At 68.6% G+C, this 16,195-nt stretch carries 16 protein-coding genes and 1 riboswitch; of the genes, 5 read left to right on the forward strand and 11 right to left on the reverse strand.

Annotation, left to right across the window (positions count from 1 at the left end):
• Nucleotides 1-61: 61 nt before the first annotated feature.
• The 3 genes from HNP48_RS02880 to otnI form a co-directional block, all read right to left on the reverse strand.
• Entirely contained in the window at nucleotides 62-1,297 is a 1,236-nt protein-coding gene (locus tag HNP48_RS02880; protein ID WP_184855326.1) for a GGDEF domain-containing protein, read from the reverse strand.
• Between the two features lie 90 nt (nucleotides 1,298-1,387).
• Nucleotides 1,388-3,310, reverse strand: coding sequence for a methyl-accepting chemotaxis protein (locus HNP48_RS02885; protein WP_260420082.1), 1,923 nt, complete (start codon nucleotides 3,308-3,310; stop codon nucleotides 1,388-1,390).
• A gap of 184 nt (nucleotides 3,311-3,494) precedes the next feature.
• Nucleotides 3,495-4,313: a 2-oxo-tetronate isomerase gene (gene otnI / locus HNP48_RS02890; RefSeq protein ID WP_184855328.1), complete on the reverse strand. Its 819-nt coding sequence runs from the start codon at nucleotides 4,311-4,313 to the stop codon at nucleotides 3,495-3,497.
• Between the two features lie 70 nt (nucleotides 4,314-4,383).
• Between otnI and HNP48_RS02895 the strand changes: the two genes are divergently transcribed.
• Both HNP48_RS02895 and HNP48_RS02900 read left to right on the forward strand, forming a co-directional pair.
• Nucleotides 4,384-4,821, forward strand: a complete 438-nt coding sequence (locus HNP48_RS02895; RefSeq protein ID WP_184855329.1) for a MerR family transcriptional regulator — start codon at nucleotides 4,384-4,386, stop codon at nucleotides 4,819-4,821.
• A gap of 88 nt (nucleotides 4,822-4,909) precedes the next feature.
• Nucleotides 4,910-5,524 carry an NAD(P)H-dependent oxidoreductase gene (locus HNP48_RS02900; protein ID WP_184855330.1) on the forward strand — a complete coding sequence of 205 codons (615 nt, stop codon included), beginning with the start codon at nucleotides 4,910-4,912 and terminating at the stop codon, nucleotides 5,522-5,524.
• On the opposite strand, the gene HNP48_RS02905 is transcribed toward HNP48_RS02900, so the two are convergent.
• From HNP48_RS02905 to HNP48_RS02920, 4 genes are all read right to left on the reverse strand, one after another.
• Nucleotides 5,525-6,652, reverse strand: a complete 1,128-nt coding sequence (locus HNP48_RS02905) for a glycerophosphodiester phosphodiesterase (protein ID WP_184855331.1) — start codon at nucleotides 6,650-6,652, stop codon at nucleotides 5,525-5,527.
• An 81-nt stretch (nucleotides 6,653-6,733) separates the two neighbouring features.
• A complete protein-coding gene (gene metW, locus HNP48_RS02910; RefSeq protein ID WP_184855332.1) occupies nucleotides 6,734-7,318 on the reverse strand; it encodes a methionine biosynthesis protein MetW in 585 nt (194 codons plus the stop codon).
• Entirely contained in the window at nucleotides 7,315-8,487 is a 1,173-nt protein-coding gene (locus HNP48_RS02915) for a homoserine O-acetyltransferase (protein ID WP_184855333.1), read from the reverse strand. Before HNP48_RS02915 ends, metW begins: the two co-directional genes overlap by 4 nt.
• 144 nt (nucleotides 8,488-8,631) lie before the next feature.
• Nucleotides 8,632-9,204 carry a TMEM165/GDT1 family protein gene (locus tag HNP48_RS02920; RefSeq protein WP_184855334.1) on the reverse strand — a complete coding sequence of 191 codons (573 nt, stop codon included), beginning with the start codon at nucleotides 9,202-9,204 and terminating at the stop codon, nucleotides 8,632-8,634.
• A 16-nt stretch (nucleotides 9,205-9,220) separates the two neighbouring features.
• A riboswitch (yybP-ykoY riboswitch) is annotated at nucleotides 9,221-9,406 on the reverse strand.
• A 251-nt stretch (nucleotides 9,407-9,657) separates the two neighbouring features.
• Between HNP48_RS02920 and HNP48_RS02925 the strand changes: the two genes are divergently transcribed.
• Nucleotides 9,658-10,038, forward strand: coding sequence for an RNA-binding protein (locus tag HNP48_RS02925; protein ID WP_184855335.1), 381 nt, complete (start codon nucleotides 9,658-9,660; stop codon nucleotides 10,036-10,038).
• 272 nt (nucleotides 10,039-10,310) lie between these two features.
• The gene (locus tag HNP48_RS02930; protein ID WP_184855336.1) at nucleotides 10,311-10,871 is read left to right on the forward strand and encodes an RNA-binding protein; all 561 of its coding nucleotides are present in this window, start codon (nucleotides 10,311-10,313) and stop codon (nucleotides 10,869-10,871) included.
• 198 nt (nucleotides 10,872-11,069) lie between these two features.
• On the opposite strand, the gene HNP48_RS02935 is transcribed toward HNP48_RS02930, so the two are convergent.
• From HNP48_RS02935 to HNP48_RS02950, 4 genes are read right to left on the reverse strand one after another with little or no spacing between them, the layout of a single operon-like run.
• Nucleotides 11,070-11,870 (reverse strand): SDR family oxidoreductase, encoded by an 801-nt coding sequence (locus HNP48_RS02935; RefSeq protein ID WP_184855337.1) that lies wholly within the window; start codon nucleotides 11,868-11,870, stop codon nucleotides 11,070-11,072.
• A 44-nt stretch (nucleotides 11,871-11,914) separates the two neighbouring features.
• Nucleotides 11,915-12,541 carry an LPS export ABC transporter periplasmic protein LptC gene (gene lptC, locus HNP48_RS02940; RefSeq protein ID WP_184855338.1) on the reverse strand — a complete coding sequence of 209 codons (627 nt, stop codon included), beginning with the start codon at nucleotides 12,539-12,541 and terminating at the stop codon, nucleotides 11,915-11,917.
• A 58-nt stretch (nucleotides 12,542-12,599) separates the two neighbouring features.
• Nucleotides 12,600-13,163, reverse strand: a complete 564-nt coding sequence (locus HNP48_RS02945) for an HAD family hydrolase (RefSeq protein ID WP_184855339.1) — start codon at nucleotides 13,161-13,163, stop codon at nucleotides 12,600-12,602.
• Between the two features lie 3 nt (nucleotides 13,164-13,166).
• On the reverse strand, nucleotides 13,167-14,159 hold the full coding sequence (locus HNP48_RS02950; protein ID WP_184855340.1) for an SIS domain-containing protein: 993 nt from the start codon (nucleotides 14,157-14,159) through the stop codon (nucleotides 13,167-13,169).
• Nucleotides 14,160-14,208: 49 nt separating this feature from the next.
• Here HNP48_RS02950 and HNP48_RS02955 point away from each other — a divergent pair, with 49 nt between their 5' ends.
• Complete coding sequence (locus HNP48_RS02955; protein WP_184855341.1) at nucleotides 14,209-16,194, forward strand: monovalent cation:proton antiporter-2 (CPA2) family protein; 1,986 nt, start codon at nucleotides 14,209-14,211, stop codon at nucleotides 16,192-16,194.
• Nucleotide 16,195 lies beyond the last annotated feature (1 nt).

Raw genomic sequence — 16,195 nt, forward strand, 5'->3', positions numbered from 1 at the left:
GCGCGGGTGCGCCACCGCTCGGAAACTCCCCTGTCCCGGCGTGGGATGGGGCCTGTGCTGCTCAATACCCAGAATACCCCGAGGCAGGCAAAGTCTCGGGATTGCTGTCGAGTGAGGACGGCGACGATGGCGGGTGCAGCGCGACGGCGGCCTCCACCCGGTTGCGCCCGAGCTCCTTGGCCCGGTACAGGGCCCGGTCGGCGGCCGAGATCAGCATGTCCCAGCTGTCGCCCGGCTCCAGCCGGCCGCCGAAGACACCGATGCTCACCGTGACGCTGATGTCCTTGCCCTCGTGCCGGTGGCGCGCGCCGGACACCGATTCGCACAGCTGGCGCGCCAGCTGGTGGGCGCCGATCAGGTCGGTGTCGGGCAGCACGACGAGGAACTCTTCGCCGCCGTAGCGGCTCACCAGGTCCTGGGAGCGCAGGCGCTCGCGCAGCAGGTTCACCACGCTGCACAGCACCTGGTCACCCACGGGGTGGCCGTAGTGGTCGTTGACGCGCTTGAAATGGTCGATGTCCACCATCATCACCGCGATGGATTCGCGCGTGCGCACAGCGCGCGCCACGTCGCGGTCCAGGGCGGCGATGGCTGCGCGCCGGTTGGCCACGCCGGTCAGCGGGTCCAGCGCCGCCAGGCGGCGGTTGTTCTCGTCCGCCCGGTCCCGGGCCATGAAGATGAAGCCCATGGTGGCCACCATGAGCTCGATGAAGGTGGTGCTGAAGGTCAGCGTCTGCACGCCGCTGGGCTGCATGATGCCGGTGGCCGGCTGGTCGCTGCCGCCCACCGCGACCACGCGCACCAGGAACACCAGCGCCTGCAGGGCGAGCATGGCCATGACCAGCCAGGCGCCCCGGCCGGGCGTGGAATCGCGGCGCGAGAACAGGATCCACAGCGCCCACAGGCTCAGTGCGCCCAGCAGCAGCCCGGCGATGACCACGCGCGCCGCGTAGTCGTCGATGAACCAGGCCATGCCGGCGGCCATGAGCACCGGCGTGACCGCCATGGCGGGCCAGGGAATGGGCCGGCCCTGGAATTGCAGCAGCGCCGCCGCCAGGCTGGTGAACACGCCGCACAGCAGCACATTGCCCAGCACGATGGACAACAGGGCGTGGATGTGGCCGCGCGAGGCGAACAGGGCATAGGCCATGGCGTTCAGCAGCAGGCCCAGGGCCCACAGCTCCACCCCTTCGCGGCGCTTGCCCCAGGTCACGACCGCCATGGCCAAGGCAGCTGCCAGTGATGACAGGATGATCATCACCAGCATGGTGGGCACGTCGGCAGTGAAGGCAGGCATGGCGCTCAGTCGGGCGGGCGGCTCGGGCCCAGGGAGTTCAGGATAAACGATGGCGCCGTGCACTCCCGCCAGAAAAAGTGCCAGCCGGGGCTACTGCAGGGCGGGCACCTCCGGTGCCGACAGGCCCAGCGCGGGTGTGCCCGAGAGCTTGAACACCTGCACCGCACCCGCCAGGCGCGTGGCCTGCTCGCGCAGGCTGTGGGCGGCGGCGGCCGATTGCTCGACCAGGGCGGCGTTCTGCTGCGTCATCTGGTCGAGCTGGTTCACGGCGGTGTTGACCTGGCCGATGCCATCCGACTGCTCGCCCGAGGCGGCCGTGATCTCGCCGATGATGTGGCCCACGCGCTGCACCGAGCCGACGATCTCGTCCATGGTCGTGCCCGCGTTGTGCACCAGGCGGGCGCCCGACTCGACACGCTCCACCGAGGCATGGATCAGGCCCTTGATTTCCTTGGCCGCTTCGGCGCTGCGCTGGGCCAGGCTGCGCACCTCGCTGGCCACGACGGCAAAGCCCCGGCCCTGCTCGCCCGCCCGGGCGGCTTCGACGGCGGCATTCAGCGCCAGGATGTTGGTCTGGAAGGCAATCGAGTCGATCACGCCGATGATGTCGGCGATCTTGCGCGAGCTCTGGTTGATCTCGCCCATGGTGGTCACCACCTCGCCCACCACCTGGCCGCCGCGCGCGGCCACCTCGGCGGCGCTGCTGGCCAGCTGGTTGGCCTGGCGCGCCGCGTCGGCCGACTGGCGCACCGTGGCTGTGAGCTGGTCCATGCTCTGGGCGGTCTGTGCCAGGCTGCTGGCCGTGGCCTCGGTGCGGGCCGACAGGTCCTGGTTGCCGCTGGCGATCTCGGCGCTGGCCGTGCCGATGCTGTCCACCGCGATGCGCACCTGCTGCAGCATCTGCGTGTAGCGCTGGCGCATGCCCTCGACCTCCTGCACCAGGGCGCCGATCTCGTCGCGCCGCTCGGTGCGGAAGGCCTGGGTCAGGTCGCCCTGGGCCACCAGGGTGATGGCCTGGGTCAGGTCGCGCAGCGGACGGCTCACGCCGCGGCGCAGCACCACGAACAGGCCCACGGCCAGCAGCGCCACGGCCACCGCCATCAGCGCCCACACGGCCAGGGTCACGCGGCGCTGGCCGGCCATGGCTTCGCCATAGGGCACCTCGGCCACCACCCACCAGCCGCCGGCGGTCTTGCGCACCAGGGCGAAGGGGTCCTCTGCGCCCTGCCCCAGCAGCGGCACGGCTTCGCGCACGAAGCCGTCCTGGGACGCGGCCAGCGCCTCCAGGAACGGGCCCGCCTGGGGAGACGCTTCGAGCACGCGCTTGCCGCCCGCGCTCGGGTGGTAGACGAAATTCGCCTTGTCCAGCCCGGCACCGGGGTTCACCACATAGGTGCCGCCATGCTCGAAGAAGCGCGTCTGCGCCACCTGCTTGTGCAGCATGGCGTGGAACACGCTGATGTCGTTGCCGATGAACAGCACGGCGGTGACCTTGCCGGCGCCGTCCTTGGTGGGCAGGTAGTGGCCCATGTAGGGCTTGCCGTTCACCACGGTGACACCGGTGTAGGGCTCCCCTTTGCTGACCGCCGCATAGGCCGGGTCGGTGCGCGCCAGCGGCGTGCCCTGCTGGCGCTCGCCCTGGGCGTTCTTGACCGAGGTGGTGATGCGCAGAAAGTCCTCGCCCTTGCGCGCGAACACGGTGGCGATGCCACCGGTCTCGTTGGCGAACTTGTCCACCGAGCCATAGTCCTCGTTGACCAGGGCACCGTAGCTGCGCAGCTCGCCCGTGGCCTCGTCCAGGTGCATGGTGGCGTCGAAATAGCGCTGGAAGCCCTTCATCGTGAGCTGCACCAGCTCGCGGTTGGTGTTGTCGGCCGCGTCGAGCGACTGGGCCACGCTCTGCACCGTGTCGCCGACGCTGGCGATCAGCTGCGTGCGGGTGTTGCGCTCGGTGAGCACGGCAATGGCCAGGCCCACGAGCACCATGACCAGCGCCACCAGGGCAATGGCCATGAGCGTGACCTGGCGCGCCACGGAACGGTTGTTGGCAAGGGAAGCTGGGGGCACGGGCTTGTCTCCTGAGGAAATGCGGCTGCCGGCTGGGCCGGTCTGCATTCACTCTAAGCCCGAGTGCTTGTTACATTTATTCACGCATTCCCTTACGCAGAGCTGCGTACCGCCCTGCCGCCGCCGGGTGTCAGTGGCCCGACTGCGTGCGCTCCAGCCAACCGAGTCCTTCGGAAGTGCCTGCGGCGGGCCGGTACTCGCAGCCCACCCAGCCAGCGTAGCCCAGGCTGTCGATCAGGTCGAACAGGTAGGGGTAGTGCAATTCGCCCCGGTCGGGCTCCTGGCGCTCGGGCACACCCGCCACCTGCAGGTGCGACACGCGGCCCGTGGGCAGGTAGCGGCGCAGCTTGCTGGCCACGTCGCCTTCGACGATCTGGCAGTGGTACAGGTCCATCTGCACCTTGAGGTTGTCCATCTGGGCCGCGTCGAGCAGCTCGTGGGCATGGTCCTGGCGGTTCAGGAAGTAGCGCGGCATGTCGCGCAGGTTGATGGGCTCGATCAGGACCTCGCGCCCGCTTTGCGCCGCCAGGGCCGCCGCCCAGCGCAGGTTGTCCACACACAAGCCCTTGAGCGACTCGCGCTCCACCCCGGCCGGCACCATGCCCGAGAGCACATGGATGCGGGGGCACTGCAGGGCCTCGGCGTATTCCAGCGCCTCCTGCACGCCGCGGCGGAACTCCGCCTCGCGCCCCGGCAGTGCTGCCGTGCCCCGCGCCTGCTGCTCCCAGGCCGTGGCCATGCTGGCGCGGTCGCTGCCGCTGGGCGGGGCGTTGAGCAGCACCATCGCCAAGCCGTTGTCGGCGAGCCGTGCCGCCAGCTCGGCCGGGGCGAAGGCGTAGGGGAACTGGCATTCCACGGCCGCAAAGCCATCGCGCGCCGCGGCGGCAAAGCGCTCCAGGAAGGGCAGCTCGGTGTACATCAGGCTCAGGTTGGCGGCGAACTGGGGCATGGGACTTGGCGGCAGTGGGTGGAGGATGTTATTTTCGGCGCTCCATCCCCATTTTCTGGAAGTCCTGTCCATGCGCATCGGAGAACTCGCCCAACGCACCGGCACCACGCCCAAGGCCATCCGCCTGTACGAGGCGCGCGGCCTGCTGGGCACCGTGGCGCGCGATGGCAGCTACCGCCAGTACGGCGAAGGCGACGTGGCGCGCGTGCAACTGATCCGCCAGGCCCAGGGGCTGGGCTTCAGCCTCGCGCAGCTCGAAGGCCTGCCGCAGCTGCACCAGAGCGCTGGCTGGGCGCGCATGGCAGGGCTGCTGGCCGACCGGCGGGCAGCGCTGGCCCAGGAGATGGCACGCCTTGCCGCGCTCGACGGGCAACTGGCCGCACTGCAGGCCGAGCTGCATGCCTGCGATGCGCTGGCCCTGCCCGCCGCGCCGCAGGCCTGTGCCGCACCACAGGGCCCCGTAGGCCCTTTGCGCCACCTCACCCCCCTCGCAAGCGCGGCTGCCTGAGCACTTTGGAAAGTCTTGATCTGAGCGCTTGACTCTGTCCCGTGGGACAGGGCGACCATGGAAATTCCAACCACTTCCGGGAGTTTTCGTGGCGCAACGCATTCTGGTCATCCTCGGGCATCCCGCCCTGAACAGCCTGTGCGCAGGCATGGCGACCGCCTACGCCGAGGGCGCGCAGGCCGCTGGCGCCGAGGTGCGGCGCCTGGACCTGGGCAGCCTGCACTTTGATCCGGTGCTGCACGCGGGCCATTACGGCGAACAGCCGCTGGAGCCCGACCTGCAGCAGGCCCAGGCCGACATCCGCTGGGCCGAGCACCTGGTCTGGGTCTACCCCATCTGGTGGGGGGCCATGCCGGCGCTGCTGAAGGGCTTCATCGACCGGGTCCTGCTGCCCGGCTATGCCTTCAAGTACCGCCAGGGGTCCTCGCTCTGGGACAAACTGCTCGCCGGCCGCTCGGCCGAGCTGCTGGTGACCATGGACTCGCCGCCCTGGTACTTCCGCTTCATGACGCGCATGCCCGGCCACCACCAGATGAAGAAGGCCATCCTGGAGTTCTGCGGCATCCGCCCGGTGACGGTGCACAGCTTTGGCCCGGTGCGCACGGCCGACGCGCAGCGGCTTCAGGCCTGGGTGGAGCGGGCACGCGCCCTGGGCGCGCGGCACGGCGGCCGTGTTCCGGCCGAAGTGAGCACCGCCAGCTGACTACTTCTTGCCGAAGGCCTGTACGGCTGCACGGCCCACGGCCGAGTCGTCGGTGAAGAAGCCGTCCACGCCCGCACGCAGGTAGGCCGTGATCTCGGCGATGCTGTCGCCGCGCGCCGTGGCATCGCTGGCCGGCGCCTTGCGCAGGCTGGTGGGCAGAAAGCTGTTCTCGGGCCGCAGCGTCCAGATGTGCACGGCCAGGCCCGCAGCGCGGGCGTTGGCCACGAGCGGCGTGGGCTCGCCGAGGACCCCGTCCTTCACCGGGACCACCAGGGTCTTGAAGGGGCCAATCGCGTTGGCATAGCCGGCCACCTGCTGGAGGCCCTCCGCGGTGACCAGGTCGGCATAGCTGCGCGTGTTGGCCGCCCCCTGGGCCACGAAGTCGTAGGGCCGGCCCGAGGGCGCGACCAGCTGCACCAGGCGCACCGTGCTCAGCTTGCGCAAGGCCTGCAGGTTGGCCACCTCGAAGGACTGCACGAACACCGGCGCGTCCTTGTGGTTCCAGCCGTTCTTCTCCAGCACCGCGAGCAGCGGTGCCTCCAGCGGCAAGCCGATGGACTGGAAGTAGGTCGGGTGCTTGGTCTCGGGGTAGATGCCGATGGTGCGGCCGGTTTTCGCGCTTTGTGCCTTGGCCAGGTCGATCACCTCCTGCAGCGTGGGGATCTCGAACTGGCCGTTGAAGGCCACGTTGGCCGGGCGCTGCGCGGGAATGCGCTCGCGGGCGCGCAGGGTCTTGAGCTCGGCCAGGGTGAAGTCCTCGGTGAACCAGCCGGTGATGCTCTGGCCGTCGATGCTGCGCGTGGCCTTGCGCGCCGCGAACTCGGGGCGGTCCACCACGTCGGTGGTGGCTTCCTTGACCGAGCCGTCGGCGTTGAGGATGGCGATGGCGTTCTCGTGCCGGGCCACGAGCACCCCGTCCTTGGTGATCACCAGGTCGGGCTCGATGATGTCCGCGCCGTCGTCGATGGCCTTCTGGTAGGCGGCCAGTGTGTGCTCGGGGCGCAGCGCCGAGGCACCGCGGTGCGCGATCACGGTCGGCGTGGGCGGCCACGCGGCCTGGGCCGCGGCGCCCAGGGCCAGGGTGGCCAGGGCGGCGGCGAGGGTGGATTTCAGGGGGGCGAGGCGCATGCTGTTCTCCGGGGCGGTGGTCTCCAAGCCTTCACCATACCCCGGTTGCGTGACGCATGCGTGGCGCCCGCCTGCGGCGGGTCAGGCGTGCTCGAAGTGAAACACCGCGGTGCCGGCCATCGCATTGGGCAGCAAGCGCACCTCGCGCCCGTCCTGCAGGCCGAAGGATTCGAGCACGCGTAGCTCGTTCTTGTGTGCCAGCACCTCGAAGTCCTTGTAGGTGCCCACGCGGATGTTGGGCGTGTCGTACCACTGGTAGGGCAGGCGCCGCGTCACGGGCATGCGCCCGCGCAGGATGGACAGGCGGTTCGGCCAGTGCGCGAAGTTGGGGAAGGCGACGATGCCGGTGCGGCCCACGCGGGCTGTCTCGCGCAGCATCACCTCGGCATTGCGCAGGTGCTGCAGCGTGTCGATCTGCAGCACCACGTCGAAGCTGTTGTCGCCGAACATCGCCAGGCCCTCGTCCAGGTTGAGCTGGATCACGTCCACGCCGCGGCGCACGCAGGCCAGCACGTTGGCGTCGGCGATCTCGATGCCGTAGCCGCTGCATCCGCGTTCGCGCTGCAGGTAGGACAGCATGGCGCCATCGCCGCAGCCCAGGTCGAGCACGCGCGAGCCCGTGGAAACCAGGCGCGCCAGCGCCTCCATGGTGGCTTTCTCGGTCATGCGAGCTCCTTGGCGATGCTGTCGAAATACGAGCGCATGGTGTCCATGTAGCGCGGGTCGTCGAGCAAAAAGGCATCGTGCCCGTGCGGCGCGTCGATCTCGGCGTAGCTCACGCGCCGGCGGTTGTCGAGCAGGGCCTTGACGATCTCGCGGCTGCGCTGGGGCGAGAAGCGCCAGTCGGTGGTGAAGCTGATCAAGAGGAACTTGGCCGTGGCACGCGCCAGCGCCAGCGTGAGGTTGCCGCCGTAGTGCGAGGCGGGGTCGAAGTAGTCGAGTGCGCGCGTGATCAGCAGGTAGGTGTTGGCGTCGAAGTACTCGCTGAACTTGTCGCCCTGGTAGCGCAGGTAGCTTTCGATCTGGAACTCGATGTCCTGCGTGCTGTAGAGGTAAGAGGCGCCGCCGCTCGGTACGGTTGCGTCCTGGCTGCCCTGTTCAAGCACCTGGTGCCGCAGCTGGCGCCCGAACTTCTCGTTCATCACGTCATCGCTCAGGTAGGTGATGTGGCCGATCATGCGCGCGATGCGCAGGCCGCGCTTGGGGACCACGCCATGGCGGTAGAAGTGCCCGCCATGGAAGTCGGGGTCGGTCACGATGGCGCGGCGCGCGACCTCGTTGAAGGCGATGTTCTCGGCCGTGAGGTTGGGGGCGCTGGCCACCACCACGGCATGGCGCATGCGGTCGGGGTGCTGCAGCGTCCAGGCCAGGGCCTGCATGCCGCCCAGGCTGCCGCCCAGCACGGCCGCCAGCTGGGTGATGCCCAGGCGGTCGAGCAGGCGGGCCTGGGCGTTGACCCAGTCCTCCACCGTCACCACCGGGAAGTCGGCGCCATAGACCTCGCCCGTGTCGGGGTGGGTGTGCATGGGCCCCGTGGAGCCGAAGCACGAGCCCAGGTTGTTCACGCCGACCACGAAGAAGCGGTTGGTGTCCACCGGCTTGCCCGGGCCGATCATGTTGTCCCACCAGCCCTCGCTGCGCGGCTGGCCTTCGTAGACGCCGGCCACATGGTGCGAGGCGTTGAGGGCGTGGCAGACGAGCACGGCGTTGGAGCGCTCGGCATTGAGCGTCCCGTAGGTCTCGTAGGCCAGCACGTAGTCACGGATGGAGGCACCGCTTTGCAGCGGCAGCAGCTCCTCGAAATGCATGGACTGGGGTGTGGCAATGAACGACATAAACAAAAAACCCGGCATCGCTAAAAACGAGGCCGGGCTTTGGGTGTCGGTCGGGTCTTTAGCAGGATTTATAAAGCGCCCGCAAGCTGTGGCAAATCGGCGCAGGAACAACTATACCAAAGCCCGACCCGGGCCGCAGCCCCCTCAGGGCGTGGCCACCGGTGCGAACAGTGCAATGCCGCCCAGCACCAGGAAGATGCCCGCCGAGACCATGTGCACCGCCTTGATGGGCACACGCCGCGTGATGCGCTCGCCCAGCCAGACCACGGGGGCGTTGGCCAGCATCATGCCCAGCGTGGTGCCGGCCACCACCGCGAGGTAGGCGTGGTATTGGGCGGCCAGCATCACCGTGGCGATCTGGGTCTTGTCGCCCATCTCGGCCAGGAAGAAGGCGATCAGCGTGGTGCCGAAGACCCCCCAGCGCGGGGCGCCGCTGGTCTCTTCCTCGTCGAGCTTGTCGGGGATCAGCATCCAGATGGCCATGGCAATGAACGAGGCGCCCAGGATCCAGCGCAGCACCTGCGGGCCGAGCAGGGTGGTCACCCAGGCGCCCACGGCGCCGGCCAGGCCATGGTTGGCCAGGGTGGCGACGAAGATGCCCAGGACAATGGGCCAGGGTTTGCGAAAGCGTGCGGCCAGCACGAGGGCCAGCAATTGGGTCTTGTCCCCCATCTCGGCCAGCGCGACGAGGGAGGTGGATACGAAGAAGGCTTCCATTTCGTGGGGTCAATCCGGCCGGATTGTTCTGAAATCGCATTGACTGCACCCCGACTCCGGCCATTGGATCGGCATGCAGTCAATGGTCTTGCCCAGCTCATTCACGAGCCGCATGCGCCATAGATTGCAAGCAACCCAAGTGTGTTGACGCATGCCCCCGGCGCATTGCGCGACGGACGGGCTACTCCCCAAAGACCGCGCGATTGTATACGAATGTGGGGGAAATCAAGGGAAAACCCGCGGTTACAGCCTGATGACAGCCCCCGGCACGGGTTTGCCCTTGCTGAAATAAAACCCACAAGCGCCATAAAGTGATTAATAATGAGTTCGCCTTACTGCTCTGGCAGCAAGGCGGTTAGCGGTGATTGGTCAGTTTCGCGTCTTTGAAGTCGTCACAGGTTTGTTGATTGCGTCGGGCTCCATCGCGTTTTCATGTTTTTTCAGGAGTCCCTCATGGGCAACAAACTGTACGTGGGCAATCTGCCCTATTCCTTCCGCGACAACGATCTGGAGCAGACCTTCAGCCAGTACGGCACCGTGGGCAGCGCCAAGGTCATGATGGAGCGCGACACCGGCCGCTCCAAGGGTTTCGGCTTTGTCGAAATGGGCAGCGATGCCGAAGCACAAGCCGCCATCCAGGGCGTGCATGGCCAGAACTACGGCGGCCGTGACCTCGTGGTCAACGAAGCCCGTCCCATGGAGCCCCGTGCTCCCCGCAGCGGTGGCTTCGGTGGTGGCGGCGGCGGCTACGGTGGTGGCAACGGCGGCGGTTACGGCGGTGGCCGTAACGGCGGCGGTGGTGGTGGCTACGGCGGTGGCCGCGGCAGCTACTGAGCAAGCACGCCTGCCCTGCGCAGACCCACAAAAGGAGCCTTCAGGCTCCTTTTTTCGTTGGGGCCGTGGCATTTGTCACCATGCCACCACAACCTGTCTTCCGAGGCCACGAGGCTTGCTTTTTTGGGAAATTTGTGGCGCATAATGGCTTGGCGGGTTATACCTGTCGTTTGCGGTGTCCGTCAGTTTCGCGCTGAGAGCGTCATTGAGATTAGCTGGCTGCGTTTTCGGGACTCCATCGCTTTATCCATGTGTTTTTGAGGAGTCCCTCGATGGGCAACAAACTGTACGTTGGCAACCTGCCGTACTCGGTGCGTGACAACGATCTGGAGCAGGCCTTCGGCCAATTTGGTGCCGTGACCAGCGCCAAGGTGATGATGGAGCGCGATACCGGCCGCTCCAAGGGTTTCGGCTTCGTCGAGATGGGCAGCGATGCAGAAGCCCAGGCCGCCATCAACGGCATGAACGGCCAGCCTCTGGGCGGCCGCAGCATCGTGGTGAATGAAGCACGTCCCATGGAACCACGCCCACCCCGCAGCGGCGGTTTCGGTGGCGGCGGTGGTGGCTATGGTGGTGGCGGCGGCCGCAGTGGCGGTGGCGGCTACGGCGGTGGCCGTGAAGGCGGCGGTGGCGGCGGCTACGGTGGTGGCCGCGGTGACGGCGGCGGCGGTGGTTATGGCGGCGGCCGCGGTGATGGCGGTGGCGGCTACGGCGGCGGTGGCCGCAGCGAAGGCGGCTTCCGCAGCCCCTATGGCTCCGGTTCGCGCAACGGCGGCGGTGGCCGCAGCGGCGGTGGCGGCGGCTACGGCAACGGTGGCAACAGCGGCTACTGAGCCCTGACCCCCAAAAGACAAAGCCCCTTCGGGGGCTTTTTTCATGCCTGGACTCTCGGCACAGCTCTGCTGTGGGTTTTCAATGGCGTGCGGCGCTGCCTCGCTTGGGTGGAACGCGCACGGCCCAGGCCAGGACCGCCGCGCAAGGGCCACCGCCTCCGGCGGCGGAGCCGAGGCGCGAAGCGATTCAGGGGGTTGTCACTCGTGTTCTCGGCGCTTGCGCGGCCGGCCGGCCAGGGCCTTGTCGAACACCCAGTTGGGCAGCAGGCGCATGAGCTTGGCCACCACGCCCATCTGCCAGGGGATCACGCGGTAGCTGGTGCCTGCGGTGATGGCCCGGAAGGCCTGCTCTGCGAAATCCTCGGCCTGCATGAGGAAGGGCATGCCATAGCGGTTGCCCTGGGTCAGTGGTGTGTCGATGTAGCCGGGCGAGATGGTCACCACACGCACCCCGTGGGGCCGCATCTCGCCACGCAGGCTTTCGCAATAGCTGATGACCGCCGCCTTGCTGCCGCAGTAGGCTCCATGGCCGGGCAGGCCGCGTATGCCGGCCACGCTGCCGATGCCCACGAAGGTGCCGCTTCGGCGCTGCACCATGGCGTCGACGAAGGGGTGGAAAGTGGCGGCCATGCCGATGTTGTTGGTGGCGAAGGTGCGCGCCATGACGTCGATGTCGCCGCGCACCGCGGTGTCCATGCCCACGCTGATGCCGGCATTGGCGATCACCACGTCGGGCGTGCCCTGGCGCGCGAGGCAGTCATTTCCGGCAGCGACGATGCTGTCCACCACCGAGACGTCGGCGCCGTAGACCTCGTAGTCGGCCGGGTCGATGCCTTGGGCAATGGCCCAGGCCTTGACCTCCTCGGTGCGGCGCGCCACCAGGGCCAGGCGGTAGCCGGCCTGGTGAAAGCGCAGGGCCAGCGCCTGGCCGATGCCGCTGGAGGCGCCGGTGATGAAGGCCAGAAGGGGGCGTGGCTGCGGCGGCTGCTGCAAGGTCATGAAGGGCCTTGGTGGTGGGTAAAAGGGTGGCGGCGCGGTGCTGCCTACTTGGCGGAGCCCGGCACGAGCACGCCCTTGACCCGGCCGCGCAGCTGCAGCACCTGGTCGAGGTGGTCGTAGTCCATGCCGTCGGCCGTGAAGCGGTCATTGCCCCGGGTCAGGACCACCGGCTTGTCCGAGCGCACGCGTTCGGTCTGGGTGTAGGCATGCAGGAACTCGCTGCGGAACTCCATGCGCGGCTGGGCGGCCACGCCAGGGCGGGCGGGCAACGGCTCGCGCGTGACGATGGCGTTGCCGAAGAGCTGCACCTCGCTGCCATCGGCATTGCTCAGGGCCCGGTTGGCCGTGGCCAGGGTCAGGCGCCCGTCCAGTGCCACCGAGCGCATGCGCGCGTGGTCGATTTCCAGCGTGTCGGTATCGGGAAAATGCCGCGCCAGATCGCCCTGCACCTCGCTTTGCAGGCGGCCCTTGGCATCGAAGCTCTTGACCGAAAACGCCTTCATCGAATAGTCGGGCTGGTTGCTGCGGGCCTTTTCGGTGGGCGGTGCCAGGGGCGCGGGCGCGTTGCGCACCAGCCACCAGGTGCCCAGGGCCAGCAGCCCCATGATCATCACCGGCAGGTACAGGGTGATGCGCTCCCAGCTCTGGCGCAGCATCTGGCGCCGGCTCATGGGCGGCCTCCGGAACGGGGGCCGGATGGGGGCGCGCGGTGGGGCATGGCGGGGCGCATCATGCGGTGTAGTCTGCCAGCAAGCGGGCATAGTGGCCGGTAGCCACCAGCAGCAGGTCGCACAGTTCGCGTGCCGCGCCATCGCCGCCGCGGGCGGTGGTCACGTAGTGGGCGTTGTGGCGCACCTCGACCTGGGCATTGGCTGGCGCGCAGGCGAATGCGCTGCGGCGCATCACCGGCAGGTCGGGCCAGTCGTCGCCCATGGCAGCGGCCTGCTCCCAGGTCAGGCCCAGCCGGGCCAGGATGTCTTCGGCGGCCGGGCGCTTGTCCTCGGTACCGAAGACCGCATGTTCCACACCCAGCGCCTTCAGGCGCACGCGCAGGGGCGCCGAGTCGCGGCCGGTGATCACGGCGGGCGTGATGCCGGCCTTCTGCAGCAGCTTGAGGCCGTGGCCGTCCAGGGTGTTGAAGCGCTTGATGGTTTCACCGGCATCGGTGAACAGCAGGCTGCCATCGGTGAGCACACCGTCCACGTCGAAGAAAGCCACGCGCACGCCCTGGGCGCGCAGCAGCAGTTCGGGGGCGAAGTTCAGGGCGGGAGGCACGGAAAAGGGGCTCGCCATGGCTCAGATCACCTTGGCGCGCATCAGGTCGCCGATGTGCACCACGCCGGTGAGCGCGCCGGCGGCGTCCACCACCAGCACGCTGGTGATGCTGTGGGCCTCCATGAGCTCGGCGGCATCCACGGCCAGGGCGTCCGGGGCGATGCGCCGGGGCGAGGGGTGCATCACCTCGGCCGCGGTGGCGGCGCGCAGGTCGGCGCCGGCCTCGATGCGCCGGCGCAGGTCGCCGTCGGTGAAGATGCCCAGGATCTGCCCCGCGGCATCGACGATGGCCGAGGCGCCCAGGCCCTTGGCGCTCATTTCGCGCATCAGCTCGCTGAAGGAGGCGTCTGGCGCCACGCGCGGCACGTCGCCACCCGAACGCATGACGTCGCTCACATGGGTCAGCAGCTTGCGGCCGAGCGCACCACCAGGGTGCGAACGCGCGAAGTCCTCGGGCCGGAAGCCCCGTGCATCGAGCAGGGCCACGGCCAGGGCGTCGCCCATGGCCAGTTGGGCCGTGGTGCTGGCGGTGGGCGCCAGGTTCAGCGGGCAGGCCTCGCGGTCCACGCTGCAGTCCAGCACCAGGTCGGCATGGCGTGCCAGGGTGGAGTCGAGCCCGCCGGTCAGGGCCAGGAGGGGCACGCCGAGCCGCTTGAGCACCGGCAGGATGGCGGTGAGCTCGCCGCTCTCGCCGCTGTTGGAGATGGCCAGCACCATGTCGTGCTCGGTCACCATGCCCAGGTCGCCATGGCTGGCCTCGCCCGGGTGCACAAAAAACGCCGGGGTGCCCGTGGAGGCCAGGGTGGCGGCAATCTTGCGGCCCACATGGCCGCTCTTGCCCATGCCCATCACGACCACGCGGCCACGGATGGTCAGCGCCATCTGCACCGCCTGGGCAAAGCGCGCGTCCACGCGCGCGGCCAGCCCGTTCAGGGCGGCGGCTTCGATGTCGAAGGTTTCTCGGGCCAGGCGCAGCGCCTGATCGGCATCGAAAGGGGGAAGAACGGCGGTCATGCGCGAGATTCTATCGACCGGCCTGCCTGCGCTCGGATAGCATCAGCCTATGTCCTCACTCGCCCTCACCCTGCTCTACCTGCTGGCCGCGGTGCTGGGCGTGGTGGCTTGCCGCAGCCTGAAATTGCCGCCCATGCTGGGCTACCTGGCTGCGGGCGTGCTCATCGGCCCCCATGCGCTGGCCCTGGCGCAGAACTCCGAGGGCGTGCGCCACCTGGGTGAATTCGGCGTGGTGTTCCTGATGTTCGCCATCGGGCTGGAGTTCAGCCTGCCCAAGCTGCGCGCCATGCGCCGCCAGGTGTTCGGCCTGGGGCTCATGCAGGTGGTCGTGACCATGACCCTGGCCACCGTCGGCTCGCTGCTCCTGGCCAAACTGCTGGGCGGTGTGTGGGACATGGGCTGGCAGACGGCGCTGGCCCTGTCCGGCGTCATGGCCATGAGCAGCACGGCCATCGTGGTCAAGCTCATGGCCGAGCGTGCCGAGCTGGAGAGCGAGCACGGCCGCAACGTCATGGGCATCCTGCTGTTCCAGGACCTGGCCGTGGTGCCGCTGCTGGTGCTGATCCCGGCGCTCGGCTCGTCGCCCGACAAGCTGCTGGTGGCACTCGCCTGGGCCCTGCTCAAGGCCACGGTGCTGGTGGGCCTGCTGCTCACGGGCGGCCAGCGCGTGATGCGCTGGTGGCTGACCCTGGTGGCACGCCGCAAGAGCGAAGAGCTGTTCATGCTCAACCTGCTGCTCATCACCCTGGGCCTGGCCTGGCTGACCGAGGTGGCCGGCCTGAGCCTCGCGCTCGGGGCCTTCATCGCAGGCGTGCTGGTGTCCGAGACCGAGTACAGCCACCAGGTGGGCACCGACATCCGTCCCTTCCACGACGTGCTGCTCGGGCTGTTCTTCATCACCATCGGCATGATGCTGGATTGGCACATCCTGGTGGACCGCTGGGGCCTGGTGCTGGCGCTGCTGGTGGTGCCGATCACGCTCAAGCTGGTGGTCATCCTGGTGCTGGCGCGCGGCATGGGTGCGACCACCGGGGTCTCGCTGCGCACCGGGCTGTACCTGGCGCAGGCAGGCGAGTTCGGCTTCGTGCTGCTGTCGCTGGCACAGACCAACAACCTGGTGCAGCCCGCGCTCATGAACCCCATCCTCGCGGCCATGGTGCTGTCCATGCTGGCCACGCCCTTCCTCATCATGTACAGCAACCGCATCGTGATGAAGCTGGTGGCCAGCGACTGGCTGCAGCAATCGCTGCAGATGACGACCATCGCGCGCAAGTCCATCAACACGAGCAAGCACGTGATCATCTGCGGCTACGGCCGTTCGGGCCAGAACCTGGCGCGCATGCTCGAGCATGAGGGCATCCCCTACATGGCACTCGACCTGGACCCGGACCGCGTGCGCCAGGCCGCCGCCGCCGGCGACTCCGTGGTCTACGGCGATGCCACGCGCCTGCAGGCGCTCATGGCGGCCGGCCTGGTGCGTGCCAGTGCCGTGGCCGTGACCTACATCGATGTGCCCGCGGCGCTCAAGGTGCTGGCCAATACCCGGTCCCACGCGCCCCAGGTGCCGGTGGTGGTGCGCACGCAGGACGACCTGCACCTGGACAAGCTGCAGGAAGCCGGCGCCACCGAGGTCGTGCCCGAGGCCATCGAGGGCTCGCTCATGCTCGCCAGCCACGCCCTGGCCCTGGTCGGCGTGCCCATGCGCCGCGTGTTGCGCCTGGTGCAAGACCAGCGCGACGCGCGCTACAACCTGCTGCGGGGCTACTTCCATGGCGCCGACGACGACACCGTCAACGAGCGCGACCAGGAGCGCCTGGCCACCGTGAGCCTGCCCTCGGGTGCCAAGGCCCTGGGCCAGCTGCTGGGCGACCTGGCCCTGCCGGCCATGGGCGTGCGCGTGGTCAACCTGCGCCGCGCCAATGGCCATGTCAGCGCCGCCGTGGACGATGCAGCCCTGGCCGAGGGCGACACCCTGGTGCTCTCGGGCCACCCTGCAGCGCTGAGCCTGGCCGAGGCCAAACTCCTGAAAGGCTGAC

This window comes from Acidovorax soli (genome assembly GCF_014207955.1).
Lineage (GTDB): Bacteria > Pseudomonadota > Gammaproteobacteria > Burkholderiales > Burkholderiaceae_C > Acidovorax > Acidovorax soli_A.